The following is a 26,417-nucleotide window of genomic DNA, read 5'->3' on the forward strand; positions in this document are numbered from 1 at the left end:
TAGCGGGGCTCTTTTTTTGTTAATCAGCGTGCCGGCTGCTGTTCGGCAGGGCGCTGAGGTTTCTTTAATGTGAATGAGAGAAGGAAGCCGACAAGTGCAATGACGGCAGCCACTATAAAAGCGGCGTTCATGCCGTGCAGGGCGGCGTGCTTCACATTTGTCGTGCCTGCATGTGCGGCCTGGTTGCTCATCACGGAAACCAATAGTGCGGTTCCGATCGAGCCGCCGACTTGGCGAATCGTGTTGTTCATCGCAGTTCCGTGCGGAATCAAGTGGCGCGGCAGCGCGTTGATTCCGGCTGTTGTCACTGGCATCATGATCATGGCGGTGCCTAAGAGACGAACGGTGTATAAAACGACAATCCAAGCGAGTGACGTATGGTCAGTCAGCTGCATAAACGGCAGAGATGTCAGGAAGATGATGCAGAAACCGGCAATCGCCAGCCCTCTTCCGCCGACACGGTCAAAAATTCTGCCGATAATCGGCGACATAAAGCCCATCACAACGGCTCCCGGAAGGAGCATAAGCCCTGTATCAAAAGCTGTGACGTCTCTGACATTTTGTGTATAAAGCGGCAGGATGGTTTCCGTACCGATCAATAATGCAAAGACGAGGGTTCCCAGCAGTGTTGTTAAACTGAAAACGCCAAACGTGAAGACGCGGAATTCCAGCATCGGTTTTTCAAGCTTCATTTGTCTTGTGATAAACAAGAGCAGCGCGATGACACCCACCAGCAGTGAAATCAAGACGGTTGAACTGGACCAGCCATAAGAGCCGACGCTTGAGAAGCCGTACAGAAGGCCGCCGAACCCAAATGTTGAAAGGATGACTGATAAAATATCAATCTGTGTTTTTCTTAAAGTCGTCACGTTTTTCATCAGGATGCTGGCAAGAATCAAATCAATCACAGCAAACGGAAGAATAATATAAAACAATGATCTCCAAGAGAAAGCTTCGACAGCCCATCCGGAAAGAGTCGGTCCGATCGCAGGCGCGAATGAGATGACCAATCCGACCATACCCATAGCCTGGCCGCGTTTTTCAATCGGAAAGATTGTCAGGAATACAGTCTGCATGAGCGGCATCATAATGCCGGCTCCGGCCGCTTGAATGATACGTGCTGTCAGCAGAACCGGGAAGTTCGGCGCGAACGCTCCGACGACTGTTCCGACAGTGAAAATGCTCATTGCTGTGATGAGCAGCGCCCGGCTTGTGAATTTCTCAATTAAAAACGCGGTAATCGGAATTAAAATCCCGTTGGTTAACATAAATGATGTGGTCAGCCATTGTGCTTGGTTGGCATCGACATTGAAATCCCTCATGATATGGGGAAGTGCGGTAATCAACAATGTCTGGTTCAAAATCGCCACAAACGCTCCGGCTAACAAAATGCCGACAATGACAGAACGGTTAAAAGGTTTTTGTTCAATACTTGTGTTCAATACATATCCCTTCTTTTCTCTAAGTAATTAACAGTGTTTTTAACATGGAAACGGGCTGTGTTAAAACACCGGTTTGTTCCAGATAGCCAATCAGTGATTTGAGTAAAAAAGCGCGGGGTTCTTCCTTCTTCGCTTCTTCCTCCAGCATAGCGGCTGCGGAAGTCAGTTCATCTACGTCATAGTCCGCGGCGGACAGGGAAGAGATGCATTTATGTAATTCCTTCAGGCTTTCCGATATTAGGACTGACTTATCCTTTGGCTTGTAGGAGGATGCTGAATGAATATAAAGCTCGATGGCTTCGGGCGGAAGAAGAGACTGGCGGGTTTCCCTGTTTTTGATAATCTGATTGAGGGTGCTGATGATAAACTCTGCGATCGGGTCAAGCTCAAGCGGTTTTTCCTCGATTTTGATCAGCATTAAAAACTCACGCATCATGCCGTGAAGAATGATGACCAAATCCCACACAAACGGGAGAATGGTTTCTCCATACGCCTGGATCAGCGAATCGCGGTGCCAGCAGATAATCGTCGATCTGGTCTGATGGATATGCTGTTTGACCCGGTCATTATGCAGCTTGGGGTTTCCGTAGGTCAGCATATTGAAAAACTGCTGATTCCGCCTGAAGCCCTCCAGTTCCATTTTGACCTTTTGCGTCAAACGCTCCTCCGGTGTAAGTGCGGTATTTTCCTGAAGTCTTGAGGCTGCGGCCACCATTTGCTTCTGGTTAAATGACAGCAGCTCCAAAAGCAGATCTTCTTTAGATTGGAACAGCTTATATATCGAAGCTTTTGACATCTTACATTCTTCTGCGATCGCCTGCATGGAAACCGACGTAAAATCCTTTTCCGAAAAAAGCTTTCGCGCGGCTAACAAGATATCTGTTTTTTTATCAAGCATCTCATGGCTTCCTTCTTTCTTGAACATTAGAAAACCCATTGGTTCACAGAAAACCAATGAGTAACTATGAAAAAATTTTACCAAATAAACAAAATAGAAGTCAATGGATTTTAACCGGGTAAATGAAAGGCCTGCCGGAAAATCCGACAGGCCGAATAAGAGCTTATTTTTCAACTTTAAATCCTTGTTTTTCAAGCATTTCACGGATGTGCGGATAGTACAGGCGCTCATAGTAGGAAGCGATGCTCTGTGACCAATTTCTTGTTTCTTTTCCGTTTGTCCGTTTATTCATGTATTCAGACATCTGTTCGTCGTATGCCTGAATGTGAGACGTCAGCTCATCCTGATTCAAATAAGTTTCCTGATGATTGACAGCTTCCTGCGGCAAGCGCGGTTTTTTCGCTGAACGGTCGGCAGGATGCCCAATGACAAGGCCGGATAAAGGGAACACGTATTTTGGAAGCTCAAGCAGTTCGATCAGCTCTTGAGGGTTTCCGCGAACCGCACCGATCGGAACTGTGCCAAGTCCGAGTGACTCAGCCGCTGCTGTTGCTGTGCCGAGGGCAATACCAGCGTCTACTGCGCCGACAAGAACAGATTCCAATCCATTTGTGATTTCCATTTTGAAATCATGCAGATCTTCAAGCGCAATTTTGGCCCGATTGAAATCTGCGCAGAACAGCAGGAAAACAGGAGCTTGATCGATCCATGGCTGGCCGCCTGCCAGCTCGGAGATTTTCTTTTTGCGCTCTTTATCCTGGACTGTGATCACAGTCACTTGCTGTCCGTTGATAGAAGAAGGGGCTGATTGCACCGCTTCAATGATTTGGTCCAATTGCTCCTGAGCTACAGGCTCATCTGTGTAGCTGCGAATCGAGCGGTGGTCTGTTAAAGATTTAATCACTTCATTCATATGGGACACCCTTTCTTTACTCGCTAAGCTCTGTGCGGACAACATCAAGAGGGGCGCTCAGCAGTTCTTTTCCTTTTGCGACAAACCCTTGGAAATGCGCAGTTTCGTTATGGAATTTCATTGCCGCTTCATCTTTCCATTTTTCAAGCATGACAAATGTATTTTCTTCGCCTACTTTTTCGAATAGGTCGTATTGCGCGTTGCCTTCCTCAGCTCTTGAATGCTGAACAAGTGATTGAGCCTCGCTCAAAAATTCCTCGCGTTTTTCTGGTTTTACTTTGATGTAAGCTTGTAATACGATCATTTAAATCTCCTCCGTCGTTATGCGAATTTATTGTTCGAATTTCATCGAACTAAATGTAACATGTATTCTAAATGAGGTAAAGGAAAAACCCTTATATAGTAAAATTGTCATTCTAATTGTTGTGTGATACATTTGTGTCATGAACATTCCAAACCATCCAGAAACAGAAACATTGCAGCTGACAAAGGTTCTTCATGCACTTAGTGATCCGCTTCGTTTAGAGCTCGTCAAGCAATTAGCTGAAGCAAAAGAAAAAACGTGCAGCACCTGTGCAGATGTGCAGGTTGCCAAATCGACTTTGTCGCATCATTTTAAAGTTTTGAGAGAATCAGGCATCGCTCAAGTTCGGATAGAAGGAAAGCGCCGGTATTATTCGCTTCGCGCTGAAGACCTTGAAAAGGCATTTCCGGGCCTGCTTGAAGCCGTGCTGAATGTAGACCAGGACCGCTGGTGAATCAATCCCCTGTAACGGGGATTTTTTTATGTCCGTAAACAGCTTTGAAAAGCCGCTGCACACCCTTCTGAATATCTTCTTCCTTCAGCCGTGCAAAGCCGATAATGAGAGCGGGCCTGCCCGTTTGCCGCTTGTCTTCCTTCAAGTTAAATCGGCTCATTCCGAATATTTCAAGCTGCAGCCCGGCAGCATGTGACAGGATGTCTTGTTCGGTGCGCCTAGTATCAAATTCGGTAACAAAATGCAGCCCCGCATTTGCCCCTTTTACGGTAACCTCTTCGCTGAACTCTGCTTCTAAAGCGGTGATCAGGCGTTCTCTCTTTTCTTTATAATGCTGCTTCATTTTTTTTATATGCTTCTGATATTCACCAGACTCAATAAATTCCTGCAGGGTGAGCTGTGTAAGTGATGAGCAAGTCTGCAGATCATAGCCCCGCTGTTTGTATGTCCTCAACAGCTCAGGCGGCAACACCATATAGCTGATCCGCAAGCCGGGGAGAAGGGACTTTGAAAAGGTTCCCATATAGATGACATTTTGAAAACGGTCGAGGCTTTGCAACGCCGGAATACTGTCTACATCATATGTGAATTCACTATCATAATCGTCCTCAATGATATATCGGCGCGGCTCCTCGGCTGCCCAGTTCAGCAGCTGAATTCTTCTGGATACAGGCATAATCGTTCCGGACGGAAACTGATGCGACGGGGTGGTCACCAGCACATCTGGCTGCTGTCTGGTGATTTCAGCAATCGACATGCCCTTTTCATCCAGCATGATCGTCTTGACTTGTTTTCCGGCATTCTTCAAAAGCTGATACATGCGCCTGTAGCCAGGCTCCTCCATCGCATACACGGCTTCCTTGGGTAAAAGCTCAGTCAACAGCTGCATGAGCACCTGTGTGCCTGCCCCTATGATCATTTGTTCGGGCCTGCATTTTACACCCCTCGTCAGGGAAATGAGCCTCGTAATGGCCGCTCTCACTTCATATATCCCTTGCGGATGTGACATATCGCCGAGCGTGCGGTATGAGCGGGAGGCCGCTTTTTGCTCGCAGCGGAACCAGCTTTTGATCGGAAAATGGTCTGTATCGGAACTCATGTGTGAAAACGATATCCAATCGCTCTGGTCGATGTGAATCTCTTTTAGATCATCCGGCAGTGCAAATGGAGGGTGCTCCTCGGCGGAAAACATGTCTAGTTCCTCCACGAAGAAACCCTTTCGTTCAATGGCGTACAAATACCCCTCAGCCAGCAGCTGCTGATAGGCTGAATTCACTGAATTTACGCTGACCTTGAGATTTTCAGCCAGCTCCCGCTTGGAGGGAACCTTCGAGTGCGGCAGCAGATTGCGGCTGAGGATTTCTTTTTTCAGCTTTTGATAAATTTGCTGATAGATATAATCGGCTTGTTCTGAACGATCGAGTGTAATTGTGATATCCATTTTGTAGTTTCTCCTTCTGATACCATCAAAAAGTTATAATTGGTACTTTTCATCATACCAAAGAGAAGTCAGAATGATAAGAAAATACCGACAGGGGGATATTCACATGAGTCAAACAACAGTAAGCATCACAACTGCACAATGGCAGCAAAAACGGGATCAATTTGTGTCAAAAGGTGTGAGCAACGGCAACCGCAGTCTGGCGGTCAAAGGAGAAGGGGCCGAGCTGTACGATCTGGATGGCCGGAGATTTATTGATTTTGCAGGCGCCATCGGCACGTTAAATGTCGGACACTCGCATCCGAAGGTGGTTGAGGCTGTGAAGCGGCAGGCGGAGGAGCTGATTCATCCTGGTTTTAATGTCATGATGTACCCGACTTATATCGAGTTAGCCGAAAAACTGTGTGGCATTGCACCGGGCAGCCATGAGAAAAAAGCGATTTTTCTTAACTCAGGGGCGGAAGCGGTCGAAAACGCTGTGAAAATCGCCAGAAAGTATACAAAGCGCCAAGGCGTTGTCTCGTTTACACGCGGGTTTCACGGGCGCACGAATATGACGATGAGCATGACAAGCAAGGTAAAACCTTATAAATTCGGTTTCGGGCCTTTTGCGCCAGAGGTTTATCAAGCGCCGTTCCCTTATTATTATCAGAAGCCGGCCGGCATGAGTGATGAAAGCTATGACGATATGGTCATTCAAGCATTCAATGATTTCTTTATCGCTTCAGTGGCGCCTGAAACGGTGGCGTGTGTCGTGATGGAGCCAGTGCAGGGAGAAGGCGGATTTATTATTCCTTCGAAACGGTTCGTACAGCACGTCGCTTCATTCTGCAAAGAACACGGCATTGTTTTTGTTGCTGATGAAATCCAAACCGGCTTTGCCAGAACTGGCACTTATTTCGCAATTGAGCACTTTGATGTAGTGCCCGATCTGATCACGGTTTCTAAATCGCTTGCGGCAGGCCTGCCATTAAGCGGTGTGATCGGGCGTGCGGAAATGCTTGATGCGGCAGCGCCAGGGGAGCTGGGCGGCACGTATGCCGGCAGCCCGCTCGGCTGCGCGGCGGCTTTGGCAGTCTTGGATATTATCGAAGAAGAAGGACTGAATGAGCGATCTGAAGAAATTGGCAAAATCATTGAAGACAAGGCGTATGAGTGGAAACAAGAATTCCCATTCATCGGTGACATCCGCAGACTCGGGGCGATGGCCGGAATCGAAATCGTCAAGGATCCAGACACGCGTGAGCCTGATAAAGCAAAAGCAGCAGCGATCGCGGCCTATGCGAATCAAAACGGATTACTTTTGCTGACAGCGGGAATTAACGGTAATATCATCCGCTTTTTGACACCGCTCGTCATCTCAGACAGCCTTTTAAATGAAGGGCTCAGCATCTTGGGGGCTGGCCTGCGAGCTTAATCATTGGAAAGAAAACGGCTGGGTCTGCTATCATTTTAAGTAATCATGAAAAGAAAGGAATGTTCAATATGCCAGATCAATTAACGGTCTACAACCCGGCTACGGGCGAGGAGATCAAAACGATTCCTCAGCAATCAGCCACAGAGGTAGAAGAAGCCATTGAACGTTCACATCAAGCGTTTAAAACGTGGTCTAAAACATCAGCGAACGAAAGAGCGTCTCTTTTGAAAAAATGGTATGAGCTGATTGTTGAACATAAAGAAGAGCTTGCAGATTTAATTACAAAGGAAAACGGAAAACCATACCAGGAAGCAGTCGGCGAGGTACTTTACGGCGCAGGCTATATCGAATGGTTCGCAGAGGAAGCGAAGCGTGTGTACGGAAGAACGGTCCCGGCCCCGACAACTGGTAAACGAATTGTTGTCACACGCCAGCCGGTCGGCCCCGTTGCTGCTATCACGCCCTGGAATTTCCCGAATGCGATGATTACACGCAAAGCGGCGCCTGCTCTTGCCGCCGGCTGTACATTTATCATCAAGCCAGCGCCGGACACACCGCTGTCTGCTTATGAACTAGCGCGCCTCGCATATGAAGCGGGCATTCCGAAGGATGTTCTTCAGGTTGTGATCGGCGATGGAGAAGAAATCGGAAATGTGTTCACAAGCAGTCCGAAAATCCGCAAAATCACGTTCACAGGCTCAACACCTGTAGGGAAAATCCTTATGAAAAACAGCGCTGACACCGTAAAGCACGTCTCAATGGAGCTCGGCGGACACGCCCCGCTGATCGTAGATGAAGATGCGGACATTGACCTTGCCGTTGAACAGGCGATGGCGTCCAAATACCGAAACGCCGGCCAAACCTGCGTATGTGCCAACCGCCTGATCGTTCATGAATCCATTAAAGATGAATTTGCTGCGAAACTGAGCGAGCAAGTGTCTAAGCTGAAAGTCGGAAATGGACTTGAGGAAGGCGTCAATGTCGGCCCGATTATCAACAAACGAGGCTTCGAAAAAATCGTCAGCCAAATAGATGATGCGGTTGAAAAAGGCGCGAAAGTGATTGCTGGGGGCACATATGACCGAAACGATGACAAAGGGTGCTACTTTGTGAATCCGACAGTGCTCACCGATGTCGATACGTCCATGAACATCATGCATGAGGAAACATTCGGCCCGGTCGCCCCGATCGTCACGTTTTCTGATATTGATGAAGCGATTCAGCTTGCCAACGATACACCGTATGGCTTGGCTGCTTACTTCTTCACAGAAAACTACCGCCGCGGCATCTATATTTCCGAGAATCTAGAGTATGGCATTATCGGCTGGAATGACGGCGGACCGTCAGCGGTTCAAGCGCCATTCGGCGGAATGAAAGAAAGCGGCATCGGCCGTGAAGGCGGTTCAGAAGGTATCGAGCCGTACCTTGAAACAAAATATTTGTCCATCGGTTTATAAAAGAATGCACGCTCCTGAGAGCTGCCGGATTTTCCGGCAGCTCTTTTTGTGTTCCGGCGAATAATCACAACAATTCCAGCCAAAATAACAGCAAATACATTTTGAAAGAAGGTTCCCCAACAATGGATTTATTATTGGCTCTTCTCCCGGCTTTGTTTTGGGGGAGCATTGTTCTCTTCAATGTGAAATTAGGCGGCGGGCCGTACAGCCAGACACTGGGAACGACGATCGGGGCACTCATTGTTTCTATCGTTATTTACTTTTTTGTTCAGCCCGTTCTGTCCCTTCGCATTTTTATTGTTGGAATCGTATCCGGCTTATTTTGGTCACTTGGACAGGCCAACCAGTTGAAAAGCATTCAATTGATGGGCGTGTCGAAAACAATGCCGATTTCCACAGGAATGCAGCTCGTTTCCACCTCGCTGTTCGGTGTGATCGTGTTCCGCGAATGGTCAACACCGATTGCGATTACGCTTGGCGTTCTCGCTTTGATCTTTATCATTGTGGGAATCATTCTCACGTCCTTGGAAGATAAGAATGATAAAAAAGAGGGCGAGCCAAGCAATTTGAAAAAGGGCATTTTGATTCTCCTTGTTTCGACTCTTGGTTATTTGGTTTATGTAGTCGTGGCTAGATTATTCAATGTGTCCGGCTGGTCCGCGCTGCTGCCACAGGCAATTGGCATGGTGGTCGGGGGGTTAGTTTTAACCTATAGGCACAAACCCTTTAACAAGTATGCGATCAGAAATATTCTCCCAGGGTTAATCTGGGCAGGCGGAAATATGTTTTTGTTTATTTCTCAGCCGCGAGTCGGCGTTGCAACGAGCTTTTCCCTTTCACAAATGGGAATTGTCATTTCTACGCTCGGCGGTATTTTCATCCTGCGTGAAAAGAAAACGAAACGTCAGCTAATAGCAATTGCGATCGGGATTATCCTGATTATTGCTGCCGCCGTATTCTTAGGAATCGCCAAAACAAATTCATAACAAATGGAGGAAGATGTATATGTATCCGGACTTAAAAGGAAAAGTCGTCGCTATTACAGGAGCTGCTTCAGGGCTCGGAAAGGCAATGGCCATTCGCTTCGGCAAGGAGCAGGCAAAAGTGGTTATCAACTATTATAGTAATAAACAAGATCCGAACGAGGTAAAAGAAGAGGTCATCAAGGCGGGCGGTGAAGCTGTTGTCGTCCAAGGAGATGTCACGAAAGAGGAAGATGTAAAAAATATCGTGCAAACGGCAATTAAAGAGTTCGGCACACTCGATATTATGATTAATAATGCCGGTCTTGAAAATCCTGTGCCATCTCACGAAATGCCGCTTAAGGATTGGGATAAAGTCATCGGCACAAACTTAACAGGTGCCTTTTTAGGAAGCCGTGAAGCGATTAAATATTTCGTAGAAAACGATATCAAGGGAAATGTCATCAACATGTCCAGTGTGCACGAAGTGATTCCTTGGCCGTTATTTGTTCACTACGCGGCAAGTAAAGGCGGGATAAAGCTGATGACAGAAACATTGGCGTTGGAATACGCGCCGAAGGGCATTCGCGTGAACAATATCGGGCCAGGTGCGATCAATACGCCAATCAATGCTGAAAAATTTGCTGACCCTAAACAGAAAGCAGATGTAGAAAGCATGATTCCGATGGGCTATATCGGCGAACCGGAGGAGATCGCCGCAGTGGCAGCCTGGCTTGCTTCGAAGGAAGCCAGCTACGTCACAGGCATCACGTTATTCGCGGACGGCGGCATGACACAATATCCTTCATTCCAGGCAGGACGCGGTTAAATAAAAAAGCGACCCAGACATGACATCTGGATCGCTTTCTTTATTAGGCGCGTTTTTTCTTAACAAGCGCTGCTACAGATAAAATAATGGCAGCCGCAGATAGCACAATCGCTGTAATGTCTAGAGCTGAAGAACCTGAGTTTTCGAAATCGTCTTCTGTTTTCGTGGCGCCGTGCTCATCTGTCACTTGTTTTGCAGACGTGATGTTTGTAATGGAATGAGGTGTATCGGCATCCTCGTCACCTGTCCACTCAACAATGCTGCCGTCTTTGTAATATTGGTATGCGTCCCAAGCAGCTTCCTCCGCTTTGTCAGGGTTTTTGGCAACAAAGGTAAACTGCTGGAACTGTCCTTCCTGAATGCCTCCGTCAGTCGCCTCCCATGTCACGGACACTGATTTGTCATCATGTTTTTGAGTGGAAACCTTCCAGCCCGGAATTGGCTCATATTGCTGGAATTCAACATCCTTCGGCATTTTGAGGACAACCTTCGTTGTCGGCAGATTTTTCTCAGAAGGAACCTTCATTGTATACGTTTCCCAAGAGCCTGCAGCAGACTCAGCCGGTTTTACAGAAACATGCGCGCTGGCAGGGGCCGTAAAGAATAAGAGGGAGCCGACAATAGCCGGACATAGTGTCAATGCGATTTTTTTCAACAACGTAAACACTCCTTAATTGGTCTTTGTAAACATGATATTGATTTCGTTAAAGTCGCCGGTCAGGCCGTGGACTTTGATCTTCCAGTTTCCTTTTTCATTAATCGACAGGTTTTGATCTTGGAAGACGCCTTTTGTTTTTTCTTTTAATGTAAAGGTGCTTTTGTTTTCGCTGCCTGACAGGCCTGTTTTATAAACGGTTAACGTGATTTGCTGGATGTTTTTCACGGGATCTCCGTTATGGTCGGTGACACGCAGCTCAAAAACATTTTTTCCGGGCTGGTTTGGGCTGATGCTGAGAGAAACGCTTTGTCCGTTCTCAATCGCTTTGGTTTGGTAGAACGGTTCCGGCGCTGGCTCAGGCGGGCTTGGCAGGCTTGTAAACACGGCAGCTGTGATCAATACAGCGATGCCGATTGCCCACTCCGCTTTCAACGTTCGGCTGATTCCTGTGCGGCGCTGCTTTCTGGTAAGCAGAAAATGAATTGCGCCTAAGACCAGCATGAAAACAAACAGCCCGCTTTTCACTAAAAGAGCTTGGCCGTACGCTGTATGGAACAGTGAATCCATTGAACGAATGATGAAAAATCCATTGAGCAAGCCTGAAAACAAAATGACGCCGACTGCAGTGAGCGCCCATGGGGAGAACCGTCTGACCGTCTCCCACGCGAGCGTTTTGTCAGGCTGCCTCCATTCTTTTGAGAGCAGCAAAACGAGTGCCGCTATTCCGCCGACCCAGATGGAAGCGGAAGTTAAATGAAGGAAATCCATCAAAATGCCGACCGTTTTTTCTTCAACGACAGCAGCATGCCCGGTAAACGCCTTGGCAAGCAGGAGACCGAAAAAGAAAATGAGCGGCGCTGTCCAATAGCCAAAGGATGAAAAGCGGTTTTTCCGTATCGCAGGGATGACAGACAGTGCGAGCAGCACGAACAGCGCAGCCTGTATGATCCAAATGGAGCCGCCTGCTGTCTCAAACAGTGTTTCTCTGATGTAGCCCGGCTGGAATGCGCTGCCCCAGCCGCCGCCTGCGTTCGCTTTTGTCTGAATCGGAAGCTGAAGCAAAAGCGCCAGCCCCAATGCTGCGATCGAGCCGGTCAGGATTCGTCTCGTCCGTTTGACGAGCTGTTCTGATTTCCCTTTATACCAGAAAAGATGGAAGAAAACTGTTCCGATAAACAGAGATAGGGCTGTATACAGAATCGCGCGATCTGCTGCTGTTCCCGGATTCAGCGCTGAATCGGCTGCTTTTTGGCTGCTGAATCCGCCATCCGCTTTCCCGATACTGAACGGGATGACGCCGGAAACAGGATGCCCGTCCGCGGATACGGCATTCCATTCCGCTCTGTACACATCTTTAGGCAGATTCTTCTTCAGCTTCACTGTCATGATGTGATGATTATCTTTTTTGATTTCAGTCTTGTCCGTATCCACACGGTCGCCGTTTGAATTATAGACTTTAATGTAATGAAACCCTTCTTCAACCGGTTCATTAAATTCGATTTCCACCTGCGCAGGGGCGCTTTTTAATTCGCTGTTTTCCCCAGGTGAAGATTTGACAATATAGGCGTGAGCAAAGCTTGTTTTCGGCAGGAAAACAAGAAAAAGCAGAAGGATGATCCACCATCTGTTTCGCTTCATCACTCAGACACCACCTTCCGCTGTATGTGTTGTGTTATTTCTTGGTGCAGGTGCAGCGTTTCTTTCGGTCTTGAAGCATGTCTTCCAGCGCTTGGTCGAAAGTGCGGACGGCTCCGCCGAATCCTTTTTGAAATCGTTCGGCATGGTCAAGTGTCGCAAACGGAATGGCCTGCGGCTGGCAGCAGTGCAGGTTTAATTCAGCATTTACGACGAAATAAGCCGAACCGGCACTGACGGTTGTCTGTAACAGAAAATCTCTGCAAATCAAGTGTGAAACCTCTTCCGTTTTATCCGCGTAACGCAAAAACGCACAATGTGCGCAGCATAGCTGTTCAATGTCTTGGTTTACCGTAATCAGCTGAACCGAATGAGCTTGATTGACGGGCTTCAAGCAATAGCTGCACATATGATCCGTTTGAGGTGTTTGGGCGGGGAGCGTGATGCCGCCGGCCGTTTTAATGACCTCATTTGACTGAACCAGCTGATTGACATCTCTGTATACCGTCATTTCCGAAACGCCAAACCTTGCGCTGATGTCAGAAATTCTGAGCGCGCCTTCTTCTTTCAGCCACTTCAGTATGTGTTGTTGTCTATTAATCGGAAGCATTCATACACCCTCTTCATTAAGATCTATTTAAGCGTAGAGGATTTTAGAGACAGAGACAAGTAAGCTGATGATAAAAAATGTGAAAATATGTTGAACAGCAACAAAACGAAACAGAAGGGACTCTGGTATAATAGACATATGGAATAGAAAGTGAGGAATACCCTATGAAAGAAACACCATGCCCGAACTGCGGCAAACCTTTGACAGGCGACATGGTCAGATCATCAAATGTGCCTTGTCAATTTCGCTGCGGACACTGCCGGGAACGGCTTTATGAATATAAAGTATCAGCTCCGATTATGCTGGTATCATTAGCGGCCATCGTGCTGCTCATTTATCTTTTGCTGCTCCTCCGCAATGCGGCAGGTTCAATGCTGCCGGCTGTACAGCACGTGCCAATGGCTGTTTTTGCGCTTGTGTGCGCCTATCCCGTTTTTATTGTGAGTGAGCGGATGATCGCAAAGTACGTGATTCAAAACGGCAACATTATTTATAGAGGAAAGAGAAAAGGCTCCTGAAACCAGGAGCCTTTTTATTTTTAAAAAAATGTCACAGTCATGTGCCAAAGTCCTCTTTACTTTCAATTGTATAGGGACTGTAAGCGTTTTAACATAGAGTCAAAGGGAAGCATCATTCTCTGAACATATTTTTGCACCTTACAGCGACAAACAAAACAGGGAGGGTTTATATATGCAGCAGCAAGAACAGCAGCAAGGCGGCATGAAAGTGAAAGTGCAGCGCTTTGGGAGTTATTTGAGCGGAATGATCATGCCGAATATCGGCGCGTTCATCGCGTGGGGTATCATTACCGCGCTGTTTATTCCGGCAGGGTGGTTTCCGAATGAACAGCTGAACACGCTGGTCAGCCCGATGATTACGTATTTATTGCCGCTTTTGATAGCGTATACAGGCGGAAAAATGATCTACGACCACCGCGGCGGAGTTGTCGGAGCGACAGCGGCAATTGGGGTGATTGTCGGATCGGATATTCCAATGTTTTTAGGCGCAATGATTATGGGTCCGCTTGGCGGATACCTCATTAAACAGACTGATAAATTATTCAAGGATAAAGTCAAGCAAGGCTTTGAAATGCTGATCAACAACTTTACGGCAGGGATTGTCGGCGCGGCTTTAACGATTCTCGCGTTTTACGCCATCGGCCCGGTTGTCCTGACGCTAAATAAATTGCTGGCGGCTGGTGTGGAAGTCATTGTACACGCTAATTTACTGCCGGTAGCCAGTGTTTTTGTAGAACCGGCGAAAGTGTTGTTCCTCAACAACGCCATTAACCACGGAATCTTAAGCCCGATCGGAATCGAGCAAGCATCCCAAACAGGAAAATCAATTCTGTTTTTAGTAGAAGCAAACCCTGGACCGGGGCTCGGCATTTTGCTGGCGTACATGTTCTTTGGCAAAGGATCTTCAAAATCAACGGCTCCCGGTGCGGCGATCATCCATTTCTTCGGCGGGATTCACGAGATTTACTTCCCGTACATTCTGATGAAACCGGCCCTGATTCTCGCAGCCATTGCCGGCGGAGCAAGCGGACTCTTAACGTTTACGATCTTTAATGCCGGACTTGTCGCGGCAGCGTCACCGGGAAGCATTATCGCATTGATGGCGATGACGCCAAGAGGAGGCTATTTCGGGGTATTGGCGGGTGTATTGGTCGCTGCAGCTGTATCGTTCATCGTTTCAGCAGTGATCCTGAAATCCTCTAAAGCTAGTGAAGAAGACCTGGCTGCCGCAACAGAAAAAATGCAGTCCATGAAGGGGAAGAAAAGCCAAGCAGCAGCTGCTTTAGAGGCGGAACAAGACAAAGCAGAAGAAGCGTCTGAGCTGTCTCCTGAAAGCGTGAACAAAATTATCTTTGCGTGTGATGCGGGAATGGGATCAAGTGCCATGGGGGCATCCATCTTAAGAAACAAAGTGAAAAAAGCGGAGCTTGACATCAGTGTGACCAACACGGCCATTAATAATCTGCCAAGCGATGCGGATATTGTCATCACCCACAAAGATTTAACAGACCGCGCGAAAGCAAAGCTGCCGAACGCGACGCACATATCAGTGGATAACTTCTTAAACAGCCCGAAATACGACGAGCTGATTGAAAAGCTGAAAAAGTAATCTTATAGAAAGAGAGTGATACTCATGCAAGTACTCGCAAAGGAAAATATTAAACTCAATCAAACGGTATCATCAAAAGAAGAGGCCATCAAATTGGCAGGCCAGACGCTGATTGACAACGGCTACGTGACAGAGGATTACATTAGCAAAATGTTTGAACGTGAAGAAACGTCTTCTACGTTTATGGGGAATTTCATTGCCATTCCACACGGCACAGAAGAAGCGAAAAGCGAGGTGCTTCACTCTGGAATTTCAATCATACAGATTCCAGAGGGCGTTGAGTACGGAGAAGGCAACACGGCAAAAGTGGTATTCGGCATTGCGGGTAAAAATAATGAGCATTTAGACATTTTGTCTAACATCGCCATTATCTGCTCAGAAGAAGAAAATATTGAACGCCTGATCTCCGCTAAAAGAGAAGAAGATTTGATCGCCATTTTCAACGAGGTGAACTGACATGATCGCCTTACATTTCGGTGCGGGAAATATCGGGAGAGGATTTATCGGCGCGCTGCTTCACCATTCCGGCTATGATGTGGTGTTTGCGGATGTGAACGACACGATGGTCAGCCTCCTCAATGAAAAAAAAGAATACACAGTGGAACTGGCGGAAGAGGGACGTTCATCGGAGATCATTGGCCCGGTGAGGGCTATTAACAGCGGCAGTCAGCCCGAGGAGCTGTATCGGCTGATGAATGAGGCGGCGCTCATCACAACAGCTGTCGGCCCGAACGTGCTGAAGCTGATTGCTCCGTCTATCGCAGAAGGTTTAAGACGGAGAAACGCTGGAAACACACTGAATATCATTGCCTGCGAAAATATGATTGGCGGAAGCAGCTTCTTAAAGAAAGAGATATACAGCCATTTAACGGAAGCAGAGCAGAAATCCGTCAGTGAAACGGTAGGTTTTCCGAATTCTGCCGTTGACCGGATCGTCCCGATTCAGCATCATGAAGACCCGCTGAAAGTATCGGTTGAACCATTTTTCGAATGGGTCATTGATGAATCAGGCTTTAAAGGGAAAACACCAGTCATAAACGGCGCACTGTTTGTTGATGATTTAACGCCGTACATCGAACGGAAGCTGTTTACGGTCAATACCGGACACGCGGTCACAGCGTATGTCGGCTATCAGCGCGGACTCAAAACGGTCAAAGAAGCAATTGATCATCCGGAAATCCGCCGTGTTGTTCATTCGGCGCTGCTTGAAACTGGTGACTATCTCGTCAAATCGTATGGCTTTAAGCAAACTGAACACGAACAATATATCAAAAAAATCATCGGTCGCTTTGAAAATCCTTTCATTTCGGACGATGTGACCCGCGTAGCGAGGTCACCTCTCAGAAAACTGGGAGAAAATGATAGACTTGTAGGCCCGGCAAAGAAAATAAAAGAACCGAATGCATTGGCGGAAGGAATTGCCGCAGCACTGCGCTTCGATTTCACCGGTGACCCTGAAGCGGTTGAACTGCAAGCGCTGATCGAAGAAAAAGGATACAGCGGCGTACTTCAAGAGGTGTGCGGCATTCAGTCCCATGAACCGTTGCACGCCATCATTTTAAAGAAACTTAATCAATAACCGATCACCCGTGACACAATGTCACGGGCTTTTTTTACTATCTCGCAATCTAGTATAATAGAAAGCGCTTACGAAAACAGGGGAAGGAGAATGACGATGAAACAATTCGAGATTGCGGCAATACCGGGAGACGGAGTAGGAAAAGAGGTTGTAGCGGCTGCTGAGAAAGTGCTTCATACAGCCGCTGAGGTACACGGAGGTTTGTCATTCTCATTCACGGCTTTTCCATGGAGCTGTGATTATTACTTGGAGCACGGCAAAATGATGCCCGAAGATGGAATACATACGCTTACTCAATTTGAAGCGGTTTTTTTGGGAGCCGTCGGAAATCCGAAGCTGGTTCCCGATCATATATCGTTATGGGGACTGCTGCTGAAAATTCGGAGGGAGCTTGAGCTTTCCATTAATATGAGACCCGCCAAACAAATGGCGGGCATTACGTCGCCGCTTCTGCATCCAAATGATTTTGACCTCGTGGTGATTCGCGAGAACAGTGAAGGTGAATACAGTGAAGTCGGCGGGCGCATTCACAGAGGCGATGATGAAATCGCCATCCAGAATGCCGTGTTTACGAGAAAAGCGACAGAACGTGTCATGCGCTTTGCCTTCGAATTGGCGAAAAAACGGCGCAGCCATGTGACAAGCGCCACAAAGTCTAACGGCATTTATCACGCGATGCCGTTTTGGGATGAAGTCTTTCAGCAGACAGCCGCTGATTATAGCGGAATCGAAACATCATCTCAGCATATTGATGCGCTGGCCGCTTTTTTTGTGACGCGTCCGGAAACGTTTGATGTCATTGTGGCGAGCAACTTGTTCGGTGATATTTTAACCGACATCAGCTCAAGCCTGATGGGAAGCATCGGCATTGCGTCTTCTGCGAACATCAATCCATCTGGCAAATATCCGTCCATGTTTGAACCGGTTCACGGCTCAGCTCCTGACATTGCCGGACAGGGCCTTGCCAATCCGATCGGCCAGATTTGGACAGCGAAGCTGATGCTCGACCACTTCGGAGAGGAAGAATTGGGGGCGAAAATTCTGGATGTAATGGAGCAAGTGACTGCCGACGGCATCAAAACACGCGACATTGGGGGACAAAGCACAACGGCTGAGGTCACTGATGAAATCTGTTCGCGCTTAAGAAAGCTCTGATGAATCAGGCCGGGGCAGATGGCTGCCCCGGCCTGTCCATTTCCTTACGAAAATTTCCACGAAAGTCTAACCAAGCAGTTCCAAATGCTGTATAATAATTTGGAATTCTTAGGAAAGCATCGGGTGAAGGAAGTTGAATGCAAAAACAATCACGTTAAAGAAAAAAAGAAAAATCAAAACGATCGTTGTACTCAGTATTATTATGATCACAGCTCTCATTTTTACGATCAGATTGGTGTTTTACAAGCCTTTTCTTATTGAAGGATCATCAATGGCCCCAACGCTTAAAGACTCAGAAAGAATTCTGGTTGATAAAGCAGTCAAATGGACTGGCGGGTTTCACAGAGGCGACATCATAGTCATTCATGACAAAAAGAGCGGCCGCTCATTTGTCAAACGTTTAATCGGTTTGCCTGGTGACAGCATTAAAATGAAAAATGATCAGCTATACATAAATGATAAAAAGGTGGAAGAACCATACTTAAAGGAATATAAACAGGAGGTCAAAGAGTCGGGTGTAACCTTAACAGGTGACTTCGAAGTTGAGGTTCCTTCCGGTAAATATTTTGTGATGGGAGATAACCGTCTCAATTCACTGGATAGCAGAAACGGAATGGGCATGCCTTCTGAGGACGATATCATCGGTACTGAATCTCTCGTCTTTTATCCATTCGGTGAGATGAGACAGGCAAAATAAAACGCAATGCAACAAAGAACATGGAACGTACGGAACCAAAACACGCGATAATAAAGCACTGTAAGCGTTTAAAAAATTTCTGATGAAACTGGGCGGAGCCGTTTTTCCGCCCCGTTTTTTATGATAGAGAGCGTTTTGAAGAAAAGGGCCCTGTTGAAATAAATAGAATCAGGATTGGCGAAGCCGTGAAGCGCATCGAATTGATAAATCTCAAGATGGGTATGCTGTTTTTCCCGCAGTTTTTTGATAAGAAGCGCTACGTCAAACGACGGCTCATAATTAGGGAAAAACAATAGGACCGGGCAGGCTGGCACGTGATGAAGAGAGTCGCGTATCCGGGAACCGTAATAACAAACCGATCCGCTCACCTCAGGCATACTGCTGCATTTCCATGCGATAGTAGCCCCCACGCTGAATCCAATCACAAAGATGTGCCGTCCGGCGTTTTGCCTGATCACATTCTGGATGATGGTTTCTCCCGTTTTCAGCCGTTCGTGTTTTGTAAATTGTTCGTATGCCGTTTTTTCTTCTTGCAGTGTGTAGACTTCATCCTCGCCGAGCAGGTTGGGCGTCAACACATCATATCCAGCCATTTTGATCAGCCGGCCCATCTTTTTCATATGGCTGTTTACACCGTATATTTCGTGTACGAGAATGACAAGCGGTTTTGGGGACATAACGGCCTCCTTTTGTGTTTTTTCCATTATATCCTATCGTTTCACTTTAGGCTGAGATATAATGGTCAAAAAAAGGAGATATAAAATGAACTCATTATCTTTGCCTCACCGCTATCCATTTTTGTTTATTGATGGCGTGACGGATAGCGAGCCCGGCAAACATGCGGCAGCTTATAAGCTGATTAGTGAGAACGACTGGTTTATCACTGATACGCAAACAGAAATGCCGTTTTCACTTGTGATTGAAGCGCTTGCGCAAACCGCGGCTTTTACAGGAATTACAGATGAGAACAGCTTGGGATTATTGTCTTCGGTGAAGAAAGCGGAAAAGCTGGGAGAAGCTGTGCCTGGTGACCGGCTTGATCTTACGTTTGAAGTCACGCGCAATCGGCGCGGGTTTGTGTTCGGACATGCCAAGGCATCAGTTGGAGAGCAGCCTGTTGCTGAAGCTGAAATCGGCATCTATATTGAAAAATGAAAAAAACCCTTCACAACATTTTGTGAGGGGTTCTATTTTGTGTCGTAATCCCGTTCGCTTTGAGAGTTATCTCTTTGCTGGCGTTTGTGTTTTTCATCATTCATATTTTCCTTCAGCTCTTCATTAGGAATCGGATCGGTTAAGTCGTTGTGCTCGGGGTTTTCATTTGGTTTGTTTTGCTGTTTTCTTTCTGTCATGTTTGATCACCTCACCGTTTGTTTTCCTCTTATCCGTTCTCCTCAAACATAGGAAATCGCTTTTTTGTCCCGCTGGGTATAATGTATTAGAATAGAGAGAAGCACAACAAAAAGATAAAGAGAGGTACATATATGTCTGTTCAAAGAGAAGATGTAGATATCAAGCTGATCGCAATTGATATGGATGGTACACTGCTGAACGACGAGCAGCTGATCTCGGATGAAAACCGCAAAGCCATTCGTGAAGCGGAGGATAAAGGTGTGTATGTGGTGATCAGCACGGGCCGGACGCTGATGACGTGCCGGGAGCTGGCGGAATCGCTAAAGCTGTCATCCTTTCTAATCACGGCAAACGGCAGTGAAATTTGGGATTCGAATTTTAATTTGGTGGAACGGAAGCTGCTTCATACGGACCATATTCAAATGATGTGGGATTTGCGGAATAAGCACAACACTAATTTCTGGGCTTCTACGGTGAATAAAGTATGGAGAGGCGAGTTTCCGGAAAACATAACGGATCATGAATGGCTCAAATTCGGCTTTGACATTGAGGATGACGATATCCGAAACGAAGTGCTTGAGGAGCTGAGAAAAAACAAAGAGCTCGAAATCACAAATTCAAGTCCGACAAACATTGAAGTCAACGCGCTTGGCATCAACAAAGCTGCAGCCCTTGCCAAGGTTACGGAAAAACTCGGCTTTACAATGGAGAATGTGATGGCGATGGGCGACAGCCTTAATGACATTGCGATGATCAAAGAAGCGGGTCTTGGCGTCGCAATGGGCAATGCGCAAGACATCGTAAAAGAAACGGCTGATTATATCACGGATACAAATATTGAGGATGGTGTCGCTAAAGCGATTCGCCATTGGGTACTATAAAAAAAGAGAGTCCTAAGATGGACTCTCTTTTTTAGTTTGGCAGGTTTTCTTCTGGGACCATGGTAGGTTTTCTGACAAAAGTATTTCACAAACTGATATGATTCACTTATAATGAAATAAAGTTCAAAAATTCGGAATAGTCGTTCCGAATTTCGGGACAATAAATGACATAAAGCATATCGTTTGCTTTGGCAGGAGGGATTCTGTGTTTCAGATTGATTTAAACTGTGATTTAGGAGAAAGCTTCGGAGCCTACAAGATAGGCCTTGACCAAGATATTTTAGAGTATGTGACATCAGCGAATATCGCATGCGGATTTCATGCAGGAGATCCTAGTGTTATGCGAAAAACCGTCGCGCTTGCAGCAGAAAGAGGCGTGAAAATGGGTGCGCATCCGGGCTTGCCGGATTTACTCGGTTTTGGGCGCCGCAATATGGCGATTTCTCCTGAGGAAGCGTATGATCTTGTCGTTTATCAAATTGGCGCGCTCTCTGGCTTTCTAAAAGCAGAGGGACTTCACATGCAGCACGTCAAGCCACATGGCGCTTTATACAATATGGCGGCAGTCGATCAAAAACTGTCGGATGCTATCGCGAAAGCTGTCTATAAGGTTGATCCCGGCCTGATTCTTTTCGGTCTTGCTGAGAGCGAGCTTGTAAAAGCGGGAGAACGGATCGGACTACAGACCGCAAATGAAGTGTTCGCCGACAGAACATACCAATCGGACGGCACGCTGACACCGCGCTCCCAGCCGGACGCACTCATTGAAAGTGATGATGCCGCCGTCACCCAGGTCATCAAAATGGTGAAAGAAGGGGCGGTCAAATCTCAGCAAGGACATGATGTGTCATTAAAAGCAGATACAGTCTGCATTCATGGAGATGGAGCCCATGCGCTGACATTTGCGCAAAAAATCAGAAAACATCTCAAAGCGGCTGGAATTGAAGTGACAGCTATTTCAGAACAGAAGTCAACATAAAGGAGGAACAATAGATGGAGCAGCAGAAAAAGACAGCAGGAAAAAAAGCGGGCAGCTGGTCATTGCTGATGGGCGCCGCCTTTTTAATGGCGACATCAGCAATCGGACCGGGTTTCCTCACCCAAACCGCAACATTCACAAACACACTCGCAGCAAGCTTCGGTTTTGTCATCTTAATCTCTATTATTTTAGATATTTTCGCCCAAACCAATGTGTGGCGCATCATCGCAGTTTCTGGAAAACGAGGTCAGGAAATTGCGAATATGGTGCTTCCCGGATTGGGGTATTTCATCGCCATTCTCGTCGTGCTTGGCGGACTAGCTTTTAATATTGGGAATATCGGAGGGGCTGGGCTGGGGCTTCAGGTGCTGTTCGGCATTACACCTGAAACAGGCGCTTTAATCAGTGCCGTTATTGCCATTTTGATTTTTGTCATCAAGGAAGCAGGAAAAGCGATGGACCGTTTTACGCAAATCGCGGGGTTCGTGATGATTATTTTAACGGTCTACGTTGCGGCGACGACAGCTCCTCCGGTCGGACAGGCAGTCGCAAATACATTCGTCCCGGAACACATCAGCATATTTGCCATTGTCACCCTAGTGGGCGGAACCGTCGGCGGTTATATCACATTTGCCGGAGGACACCGTTTGCTTGATGCCGGAATTAAAGGGAAGGAATCCATTCCGCAGGTGACAAAAAGCTCGGTTGTCGGCATTTTAATTACATCTGTCATGCGTATCGCTCTTTTTCTTGCGGTTCTAGGCGTTGTATCGAAAGGCCTGCACATCGATGAAAGCAACCCGGCGGCTTCTGTCTTCAAGCTGGCTGCTGGAAATGTCGGTTATAAAATTTTCGGATTGATCATGTGGTCTGCGGCGATTACGTCTGTTATTGGAGCAGCCTATACATCTGTTTCGTTTTTCAAAACCTTTTCTCCAAAAATTGAAAAGAATTCACGCGGTATTATTATCGGATTTATTGTGATTTCTACGTTAGCTTTTATCACAATCGGCCAGCCTGCGAAGATCCTCGTCCTTGTCGGTTCACTGAACGGCTTAATTCTGCCGATTGCACTCGGAACGCTGCTTGTTGCCGCCTACAAGAAAAACATTGTCGGTGATTATAAGCATCCGCTTTGGCTGACAAGCACAGGCGCGCTTGTAGTGATTGTAATGGCAGTTATGGGAATCTACACGTTAATCACACAACTTCCTCAATTGTGGAGCTGATATAAGTGGAGCAATTAAACAAAATGGCGCCAAAGGATGTACGCGCCCTGATACGAGAGGGGAAAATAAACGGGCCGACCGCAGGCATGTCCGGCGGCTACGCCCAAGCGAATCTTGTGGTTTTGAAAAAGGACCTTGCGTTTGACTTTCTGCTGTTTTGCCAGCGAAATCCAAAGCCCTGCCCCGTGCTGGATGTGACTGAAGCAGGTTCGCCTGTGCCGTCTCTGGCTGCGCCTGATGCTGATATCAGAACGGACTTTCCGAAATACCGTATTTACAGGCACGGTATCTTAACGGAAGAAGTATCTGATATTACGCCATACTGGGAGGACGAATTTGTCGGCTTTCTGATCGGATGCAGCTTCTCCTTTGAACAGGCACTGATCAATAATGGGATAGCTGTCCGGCATATTGATGAGGGGACAAACGTCTCGATGTATAAAACGAATATCGATTGTGTTCCGGCGGGGGCGTTTCACGGACAGATGGTTGTCAGCATGAGGCCGGTTCCTGAACGGCTGGCTGTACGTGCCGCACAAGTGACCTCGCGTTTTCCGGCTGTGCACGGAGGGCCGATCCATATCGGTAATCCGGGAGCAATCGGGATTCGCGATCTCGGGAAACCGGATTTCGGAGATGCCGTTTCCATTCGTGACGGCGAGGTTCCTGTTTTTTGGGCATGCGGGGTGACCCCGCAAGCCGTGGCTATGAATGTAAAGCCTGAAATGGTCATCACACATGCGCCGGGGCATATGCTCATCACAGATATTCGAGACGAGTCGCTTGCGGTGCTGTAACCTCTCGTCATCCTGATGAACGAGAAATAAAAGAGGTGAGAAAGATGACTGTACGATATCAAATCGAACAGCTCGGTGATTCTGCAATGATGATCCGATTCGGAGAAGAAATCAATGAACAGGTTAACGGCATTGTCCATGCCGCGGCCGCTTATATAGAAGAACAGCCATTTCCGGGATTCATTGAATGTATCCCGGCTTTTACAAGTCTAACCGTATTTTATGATATGTATGAAGTGTACAAGCATTTGCCTCAAGGCATAAGCTCACCTTTTGAGAAGGTCAAGCGCGATGTCGAAGAGCGGCTGGTTGAAATAGCCGAAGACTATGAGGTCAACCGCCGCATTGTAGAAATTCCCGTCTGCTATGGCGGTGAATTCGGTCCGGATTTAGAAGAGGTGGCGAAGGTCAATCAGCTGTCACCGGAGGAAGTAATCGACATTCATACAAACGGTGAATATGTGGTATATATGCTTGGCTTCGCGCCCGGTTTTCCTTTTCTAGGCGGGATGTCAAAACGCATTGCAGCTCCGAGAAAATCATCACCAAGACCGTCGATTCCCGCAGGTTCGGTCGGTATTGCGGGATTGCAGACAGGCGTTTATCCGATTTCAACGCCGGGCGGCTGGCAGCTGATCGGCAAAACGCCGCTGGCTCTTTTCCGGCCGCAGGAAAACCCGCCGACATTGCTGCGGGCGGGAGATACTGTGAAATTCGTTCGCATCTCAGAAAAAGACTATCACGCCTATAAGGAGGAGTCCAATTGAGCATGAAAGTATTAAAGCCCGGACTGCTCACAACGGTTCAGGATATAGGCAGAACGGGTTACCAAAAATACGGCGTTCTGGCCAGCGGTGCTATGGACACGGTTTCACTGCGCATTGCCAATCTGTTGATAGGAAACGGCGAAAATGAAGCAGGTCTCGAAATAACGATGATGGGGCCCGGTCCGTCGTTTCATTTTTCAAAACAGACACTGATTGCTGTGACAGGGGCGGACTTCACGCTGCGTATTAATGACGAGGAAGCGCCTTTATGGAAGCCTGTGCTCATCAAGGAAAACAGCACGGTCAGCTTCGGCCCCTGCAAACTCGGCAGCCGTGCTTATTTGGCGGCAGCCGGCGGCATCGAGGTGCCTGCCGTCATGGAAAGTAAAAGCACATACGTCAGAGCAGGCATCGGCGGACTTCATGGCAGAGCGCTTCAAAAAGAAGATGAACTGAACATTGGAGAGATGTCAGCTCTTTCGCAAACCATCCTTTCCCGCTTAAGTTCGCAGCTTGGAAAACAGGGATTTGCAGCACCGAAGTGGTCAGTCAGCCGCAGCAGATTTCTGCCATTGAAGAAGAATCCCGTCATTCGGGTGCTGGAAGGAAAGCAATTTGCCTTTTTCACAGAAGAATCAAAAACGCGTTTTTATCAAGAAGCATTTCGTGTCACGCCGCAGTCTGACCGTATGGGCTACAGGCTCAAAGGAGAACCGCTCGAACTGAAGGCGCCGCTTGAGATGGTGTCGGAAGCGGTTTCATTCGGAACAGTTCAGGTGCCGCCTGACGGCAACCCGATTATCCTGCTTGCAGACCGGCAGACGACTGGCGGCTATCCGAGGATCGCGCACATCATATCCGCTGATCTGCCGATTGTTTCCCAAATCATGCCGGGCGAGCACGTCCAGTTTGAACCTGTGTCCCTTCAGGAGGCAGAAGCGCTTGCGGTAGAACGGGAACAGCATATAAAAGAACTGAAAACGAGAATGAAGATGGAATGGCTGACATAGCAAAGGGGATGCATGATGCAGAATAAAAACAAAACCGTAGTCAAATCTATGGCGCTGCTTAATTTGTTTTTGCACAAACCAAGCCTAACCTTAAGTGAACTGGTGTCGCTGACGGGAATGCCGAAGACCTCTGTTCACCGGATGGTCAGCTCCTTGGAGGAAATGGGGTTCCTCAGTCGGGATGCGTCCGGCGCTTATTCGCTGGGATTGGTGTTTTTGGAATTCGGACAGCTTGTCGCTGACAGGCTGGATATCAGAAAAATAGCGAAACCGGTGATGGAAGAGCTGTGCCGGGAAGTGGATGAGGCCGTGCAGTTGATCATGAGGGACGGCAATGAAGCGATATACGTTGAGAAAATAGAAGGGACACAGACTGTGCGGCTGTATACGGCGATCGGCAGGCGTTCCCCCCTATACGCGGGAGCGTGCGCCAGAAGCATTCTGTCCTTTCTTCCCCGTGAAGAAATCGAAGCATACATCAAACAAACCGAGCTCATTTCGATTGGCTCCGGAACGATTACCGATCCCGAAAAACTGCTTCAGGAGATTGATGCCTCTGTGCAAAATGGCTATACTGTCAGCTATTCAGAGCTCGAAAACTATACGGCGGCGATCGGCGCCCCGATCTTTAACCATAAGCGTCAGGTGGCAGCCGGCATTAGCATTGCAGGCTTTGAAGCGAGATTTACAGAAGACAGGCTGCCCTATTTAACAGAAAAGGTGAAGGACGCCGCTTTACAGATTTCAAGAAAAATAGGATATACATAAGTAGCCAATCTTTTCTCTGCTGCGTACATTAACGTATCGACGTTCAAGAGTGGAG

29 protein-coding genes are annotated in these 26,417 nt (G+C 47.5%); 19 read left to right on the forward strand and 10 right to left on the reverse strand.

The annotated features are described in order from the left end of the window. Positions 1–23: 23 nt before the first annotated feature. The 4 genes from AC07VD_RS17510 to AC07VD_RS17525 form a co-directional block, all read right to left on the reverse strand. Complete coding sequence (locus AC07VD_RS17510) at positions 24–1,442, reverse strand: MDR family MFS transporter (RefSeq protein WP_015382772.1); 1,419 nt, start codon at positions 1,440–1,442, stop codon at positions 24–26. Positions 1,443–1,461: 19 nt separating this feature from the next. Next, a complete protein-coding gene (locus AC07VD_RS17515; protein WP_494721884.1) occupies positions 1,462–2,340 on the reverse strand; it encodes a TetR/AcrR family transcriptional regulator in 879 nt (292 codons plus the stop codon). Positions 2,341–2,503: 163 nt separating this feature from the next. Continuing rightward, positions 2,504–3,253, reverse strand: coding sequence for an oxygen-insensitive NADPH nitroreductase (gene nfsA / locus AC07VD_RS17520; protein ID WP_003234479.1), 750 nt, complete (start codon positions 3,251–3,253; stop codon positions 2,504–2,506). A 16-nt stretch (positions 3,254–3,269) separates the two neighbouring features. After that, the gene (locus tag AC07VD_RS17525) at positions 3,270–3,557 is read right to left on the reverse strand and encodes a putative quinol monooxygenase (RefSeq protein ID WP_003234477.1); all 288 of its coding nucleotides are present in this window, start codon (positions 3,555–3,557) and stop codon (positions 3,270–3,272) included. Between the two features lie 139 nt (positions 3,558–3,696). Between AC07VD_RS17525 and AC07VD_RS17530 the strand changes: the two genes are divergently transcribed. Next, entirely contained in the window at positions 3,697–4,011 is a 315-nt protein-coding gene (locus AC07VD_RS17530) for an ArsR/SmtB family transcription factor (protein WP_003234476.1), read from the forward strand. 1 nt (position 4,012) lies between these two features. On the opposite strand, the gene gabR is transcribed toward AC07VD_RS17530, so the two are convergent. Then, on the reverse strand, positions 4,013–5,452 hold the full coding sequence (gene gabR, locus AC07VD_RS17535) for a MocR-like transcriptional regulator GabR (RefSeq protein WP_494721885.1): 1,440 nt from the start codon (positions 5,450–5,452) through the stop codon (positions 4,013–4,015). A gap of 106 nt (positions 5,453–5,558) precedes the next feature. Here gabR and gabT point away from each other — a divergent pair, with 106 nt between their 5' ends. The 4 genes from gabT (at position 5,559) to gdh (ending at position 10,117) form a co-directional block, all read left to right on the forward strand. Next, the gene (gene gabT, locus AC07VD_RS17540; protein ID WP_494721886.1) at positions 5,559–6,869 is read left to right on the forward strand and encodes a 4-aminobutyrate--2-oxoglutarate transaminase; all 1,311 of its coding nucleotides are present in this window, start codon (positions 5,559–5,561) and stop codon (positions 6,867–6,869) included. A gap of 68 nt (positions 6,870–6,937) precedes the next feature. After that, a complete protein-coding gene (gabD, locus tag AC07VD_RS17545; protein WP_015382777.1) occupies positions 6,938–8,326 on the forward strand; it encodes a succinate-semialdehyde dehydrogenase in 1,389 nt (462 codons plus the stop codon). Positions 8,327–8,448: 122 nt separating this feature from the next. Continuing rightward, entirely contained in the window at positions 8,449–9,312 is an 864-nt protein-coding gene (gene glcU, locus AC07VD_RS17550) for a glucose uptake protein GlcU (protein ID WP_003234455.1), read from the forward strand. 19 nt (positions 9,313–9,331) lie between these two features. Then, positions 9,332–10,117, forward strand: a complete 786-nt coding sequence (gene gdh / locus AC07VD_RS17555; protein WP_003246720.1) for a glucose 1-dehydrogenase — start codon at positions 9,332–9,334, stop codon at positions 10,115–10,117. A gap of 43 nt (positions 10,118–10,160) precedes the next feature. On the opposite strand, the gene AC07VD_RS17560 is transcribed toward gdh, so the two are convergent. From AC07VD_RS17560 to cutR, 3 genes are read right to left on the reverse strand one after another with little or no spacing between them, the layout of a single operon-like run. Beyond that, positions 10,161–10,775: a YcnI family copper-binding membrane protein gene (locus AC07VD_RS17560; protein ID WP_494721887.1), complete on the reverse strand. Its 615-nt coding sequence runs from the start codon at positions 10,773–10,775 to the stop codon at positions 10,161–10,163. 12 nt (positions 10,776–10,787) lie between these two features. Next, complete coding sequence (gene ycnJ, locus AC07VD_RS17565) at positions 10,788–12,413, reverse strand: copper transporter YcnJ (RefSeq protein ID WP_003246637.1); 1,626 nt, start codon at positions 12,411–12,413, stop codon at positions 10,788–10,790. Between the two features lie 34 nt (positions 12,414–12,447). Then, complete coding sequence (gene cutR / locus AC07VD_RS17570; protein WP_033883689.1) at positions 12,448–13,020, reverse strand: copper uptake transcriptional regulator CutR; 573 nt, start codon at positions 13,018–13,020, stop codon at positions 12,448–12,450. Positions 13,021–13,184: 164 nt separating this feature from the next. Here cutR and AC07VD_RS17575 point away from each other — a divergent pair, with 164 nt between their 5' ends. From AC07VD_RS17575 to sipU, 6 genes are all read left to right on the forward strand, one after another. Then, positions 13,185–13,538, forward strand: a complete 354-nt coding sequence (locus tag AC07VD_RS17575; RefSeq protein ID WP_003234445.1) for a YcnL family membrane protein — start codon at positions 13,185–13,187, stop codon at positions 13,536–13,538. Between the two features lie 172 nt (positions 13,539–13,710). After that, positions 13,711–15,147: a PTS mannitol transporter subunit IIBC gene (locus AC07VD_RS17580; RefSeq protein ID WP_124060081.1), complete on the forward strand. Its 1,437-nt coding sequence runs from the start codon at positions 13,711–13,713 to the stop codon at positions 15,145–15,147. Positions 15,148–15,171: 24 nt separating this feature from the next. Further along, complete coding sequence (locus AC07VD_RS17585) at positions 15,172–15,603, forward strand: PTS mannitol transporter subunit IIA (protein WP_021481745.1); 432 nt, start codon at positions 15,172–15,174, stop codon at positions 15,601–15,603. A gap of 1 nt (position 15,604) precedes the next feature. Further along, complete coding sequence (locus tag AC07VD_RS17590) at positions 15,605–16,726, forward strand: mannitol-1-phosphate 5-dehydrogenase (protein ID WP_015252810.1); 1,122 nt, start codon at positions 15,605–15,607, stop codon at positions 16,724–16,726. A 90-nt stretch (positions 16,727–16,816) separates the two neighbouring features. Next, the gene (locus AC07VD_RS17595; protein ID WP_494721888.1) at positions 16,817–17,881 is read left to right on the forward strand and encodes a tartrate dehydrogenase; all 1,065 of its coding nucleotides are present in this window, start codon (positions 16,817–16,819) and stop codon (positions 17,879–17,881) included. Positions 17,882–18,014: 133 nt separating this feature from the next. Beyond that, complete coding sequence (gene sipU / locus AC07VD_RS17600) at positions 18,015–18,578, forward strand: signal peptidase I sipU (protein WP_088467527.1); 564 nt, start codon at positions 18,015–18,017, stop codon at positions 18,576–18,578. A 68-nt stretch (positions 18,579–18,646) separates the two neighbouring features. Here sipU and AC07VD_RS17605 read toward each other — a convergent pair whose 3' ends face one another. Further along, positions 18,647–19,255: a dienelactone hydrolase family protein gene (locus AC07VD_RS17605; RefSeq protein ID WP_494721889.1), complete on the reverse strand. Its 609-nt coding sequence runs from the start codon at positions 19,253–19,255 to the stop codon at positions 18,647–18,649. Positions 19,256–19,340: 85 nt separating this feature from the next. On the opposite strand from AC07VD_RS17605, the gene AC07VD_RS17610 reads away from it, so the two are divergent. Further along, entirely contained in the window at positions 19,341–19,733 is a 393-nt protein-coding gene (locus AC07VD_RS17610) for a 3-hydroxyacyl-ACP dehydratase FabZ family protein (RefSeq protein ID WP_003246580.1), read from the forward strand. 32 nt (positions 19,734–19,765) lie between these two features. On the opposite strand, the gene AC07VD_RS17615 is transcribed toward AC07VD_RS17610, so the two are convergent. Beyond that, positions 19,766–19,930: a YczO family protein gene (locus tag AC07VD_RS17615; RefSeq protein WP_032678934.1), complete on the reverse strand. Its 165-nt coding sequence runs from the start codon at positions 19,928–19,930 to the stop codon at positions 19,766–19,768. A 132-nt stretch (positions 19,931–20,062) separates the two neighbouring features. On the opposite strand from AC07VD_RS17615, the gene AC07VD_RS17620 reads away from it, so the two are divergent. The 7 genes from AC07VD_RS17620 to AC07VD_RS17650 all read left to right on the forward strand — a co-directional run bounded on the left by AC07VD_RS17620 (position 20,063) and on the right by AC07VD_RS17650 (position 26,362). Beyond that, positions 20,063–20,812 (forward strand): phosphoglycolate phosphatase, encoded by a 750-nt coding sequence (locus AC07VD_RS17620; protein WP_003234424.1) that lies wholly within the window; start codon positions 20,063–20,065, stop codon positions 20,810–20,812. Between the two features lie 205 nt (positions 20,813–21,017). Beyond that, complete coding sequence (gene pxpA, locus AC07VD_RS17625; RefSeq protein ID WP_130573341.1) at positions 21,018–21,791, forward strand: 5-oxoprolinase subunit PpxA; 774 nt, start codon at positions 21,018–21,020, stop codon at positions 21,789–21,791. A gap of 14 nt (positions 21,792–21,805) precedes the next feature. Next, positions 21,806–23,020, forward strand: a complete 1,215-nt coding sequence (locus AC07VD_RS17630; protein WP_024573240.1) for an NRAMP family divalent metal transporter — start codon at positions 21,806–21,808, stop codon at positions 23,018–23,020. A 23-nt stretch (positions 23,021–23,043) separates the two neighbouring features. Then, positions 23,044–23,817 carry a putative hydro-lyase gene (locus AC07VD_RS17635; protein ID WP_494721916.1) on the forward strand — a complete coding sequence of 258 codons (774 nt, stop codon included), beginning with the start codon at positions 23,044–23,046 and terminating at the stop codon, positions 23,815–23,817. A 44-nt stretch (positions 23,818–23,861) separates the two neighbouring features. After that, on the forward strand, positions 23,862–24,584 hold the full coding sequence (gene pxpB / locus AC07VD_RS17640; protein ID WP_086343463.1) for a 5-oxoprolinase subunit PxpB: 723 nt from the start codon (positions 23,862–23,864) through the stop codon (positions 24,582–24,584). Positions 24,585–24,586: 2 nt separating this feature from the next. After that, positions 24,587–25,594 (forward strand): 5-oxoprolinase subunit PxpC, encoded by a 1,008-nt coding sequence (gene pxpC, locus AC07VD_RS17645; RefSeq protein WP_080332310.1) that lies wholly within the window; start codon positions 24,587–24,589, stop codon positions 25,592–25,594. A gap of 15 nt (positions 25,595–25,609) precedes the next feature. Next, the gene (locus tag AC07VD_RS17650; RefSeq protein WP_014478857.1) at positions 25,610–26,362 is read left to right on the forward strand and encodes an IclR family transcriptional regulator; all 753 of its coding nucleotides are present in this window, start codon (positions 25,610–25,612) and stop codon (positions 26,360–26,362) included. Positions 26,363–26,417 lie beyond the last annotated feature (55 nt).

The organism is Bacillus sp. GW821-FHT01G09 (assembly GCF_059422205.1).

Coding starts and splice junctions, on each gene's coding strand:
- AC07VD_RS17595 (WP_494721888.1), top strand. CDS start 16,817: ATGACGATGAAACAATTCGAGATTGCGGCAATACCGGGAGACGGAGTA.
- pxpB (WP_086343463.1), top strand. CDS start 23,862: ATGACTGTACGATATCAAATCGAACAGCTCGGTGATTCTGCAATGATG.
- gdh (WP_003246720.1), top strand. CDS start 9,332: ATGTATCCGGACTTAAAAGGAAAAGTCGTCGCTATTACAGGAGCTGCT.
- AC07VD_RS17610 (WP_003246580.1), top strand. CDS start 19,341: ATGAACTCATTATCTTTGCCTCACCGCTATCCATTTTTGTTTATTGAT.
- AC07VD_RS17630 (WP_024573240.1), top strand. CDS start 21,806: ATGGAGCAGCAGAAAAAGACAGCAGGAAAAAAAGCGGGCAGCTGGTCA.
- cutR (WP_033883689.1), bottom strand. CDS start 13,020: ATGCTTCCGATTAATAGACAACAACACATACTGAAGTGGCTGAAAGAA.
- AC07VD_RS17650 (WP_014478857.1), top strand. CDS start 25,610: ATGCAGAATAAAAACAAAACCGTAGTCAAATCTATGGCGCTGCTTAAT.
- AC07VD_RS17615 (WP_032678934.1), bottom strand. CDS start 19,930: ATGACAGAAAGAAAACAGCAAAACAAACCAAATGAAAACCCCGAGCAC.
- AC07VD_RS17620 (WP_003234424.1), top strand. CDS start 20,063: ATGTCTGTTCAAAGAGAAGATGTAGATATCAAGCTGATCGCAATTGAT.
- AC07VD_RS17525 (WP_003234477.1), bottom strand. CDS start 3,557: ATGATCGTATTACAAGCTTACATCAAAGTAAAACCAGAAAAACGCGAG.
- AC07VD_RS17575 (WP_003234445.1), top strand. CDS start 13,185: ATGAAAGAAACACCATGCCCGAACTGCGGCAAACCTTTGACAGGCGAC.
- AC07VD_RS17580 (WP_124060081.1), top strand. CDS start 13,711: ATGCAGCAGCAAGAACAGCAGCAAGGCGGCATGAAAGTGAAAGTGCAG.
- pxpC (WP_080332310.1), top strand. CDS start 24,587: ATGAAAGTATTAAAGCCCGGACTGCTCACAACGGTTCAGGATATAGGC.
- gabT (WP_494721886.1), top strand. CDS start 5,559: ATGAGTCAAACAACAGTAAGCATCACAACTGCACAATGGCAGCAAAAA.
- AC07VD_RS17635 (WP_494721916.1), top strand. CDS start 23,044: ATGGCGCCAAAGGATGTACGCGCCCTGATACGAGAGGGGAAAATAAAC.
- AC07VD_RS17515 (WP_494721884.1), bottom strand. CDS start 2,340: ATGCTTGATAAAAAAACAGATATCTTGTTAGCCGCGCGAAAGCTTTTT.
- glcU (WP_003234455.1), top strand. CDS start 8,449: ATGGATTTATTATTGGCTCTTCTCCCGGCTTTGTTTTGGGGGAGCATT.
- nfsA (WP_003234479.1), bottom strand. CDS start 3,253: ATGAATGAAGTGATTAAATCTTTAACAGACCACCGCTCGATTCGCAGC.
- AC07VD_RS17605 (WP_494721889.1), bottom strand. CDS start 19,255: ATGTCCCCAAAACCGCTTGTCATTCTCGTACACGAAATATACGGTGTA.
- AC07VD_RS17590 (WP_015252810.1), top strand. CDS start 15,605: ATGATCGCCTTACATTTCGGTGCGGGAAATATCGGGAGAGGATTTATC.
- gabD (WP_015382777.1), top strand. CDS start 6,938: ATGCCAGATCAATTAACGGTCTACAACCCGGCTACGGGCGAGGAGATC.
- ycnJ (WP_003246637.1), bottom strand. CDS start 12,413: ATGAAGCGAAACAGATGGTGGATCATCCTTCTGCTTTTTCTTGTTTTC.
- gabR (WP_494721885.1), bottom strand. CDS start 5,452: ATGGATATCACAATTACACTCGATCGTTCAGAACAAGCCGATTATATC.
- AC07VD_RS17585 (WP_021481745.1), top strand. CDS start 15,172: ATGCAAGTACTCGCAAAGGAAAATATTAAACTCAATCAAACGGTATCA.
- AC07VD_RS17530 (WP_003234476.1), top strand. CDS start 3,697: ATGAACATTCCAAACCATCCAGAAACAGAAACATTGCAGCTGACAAAG.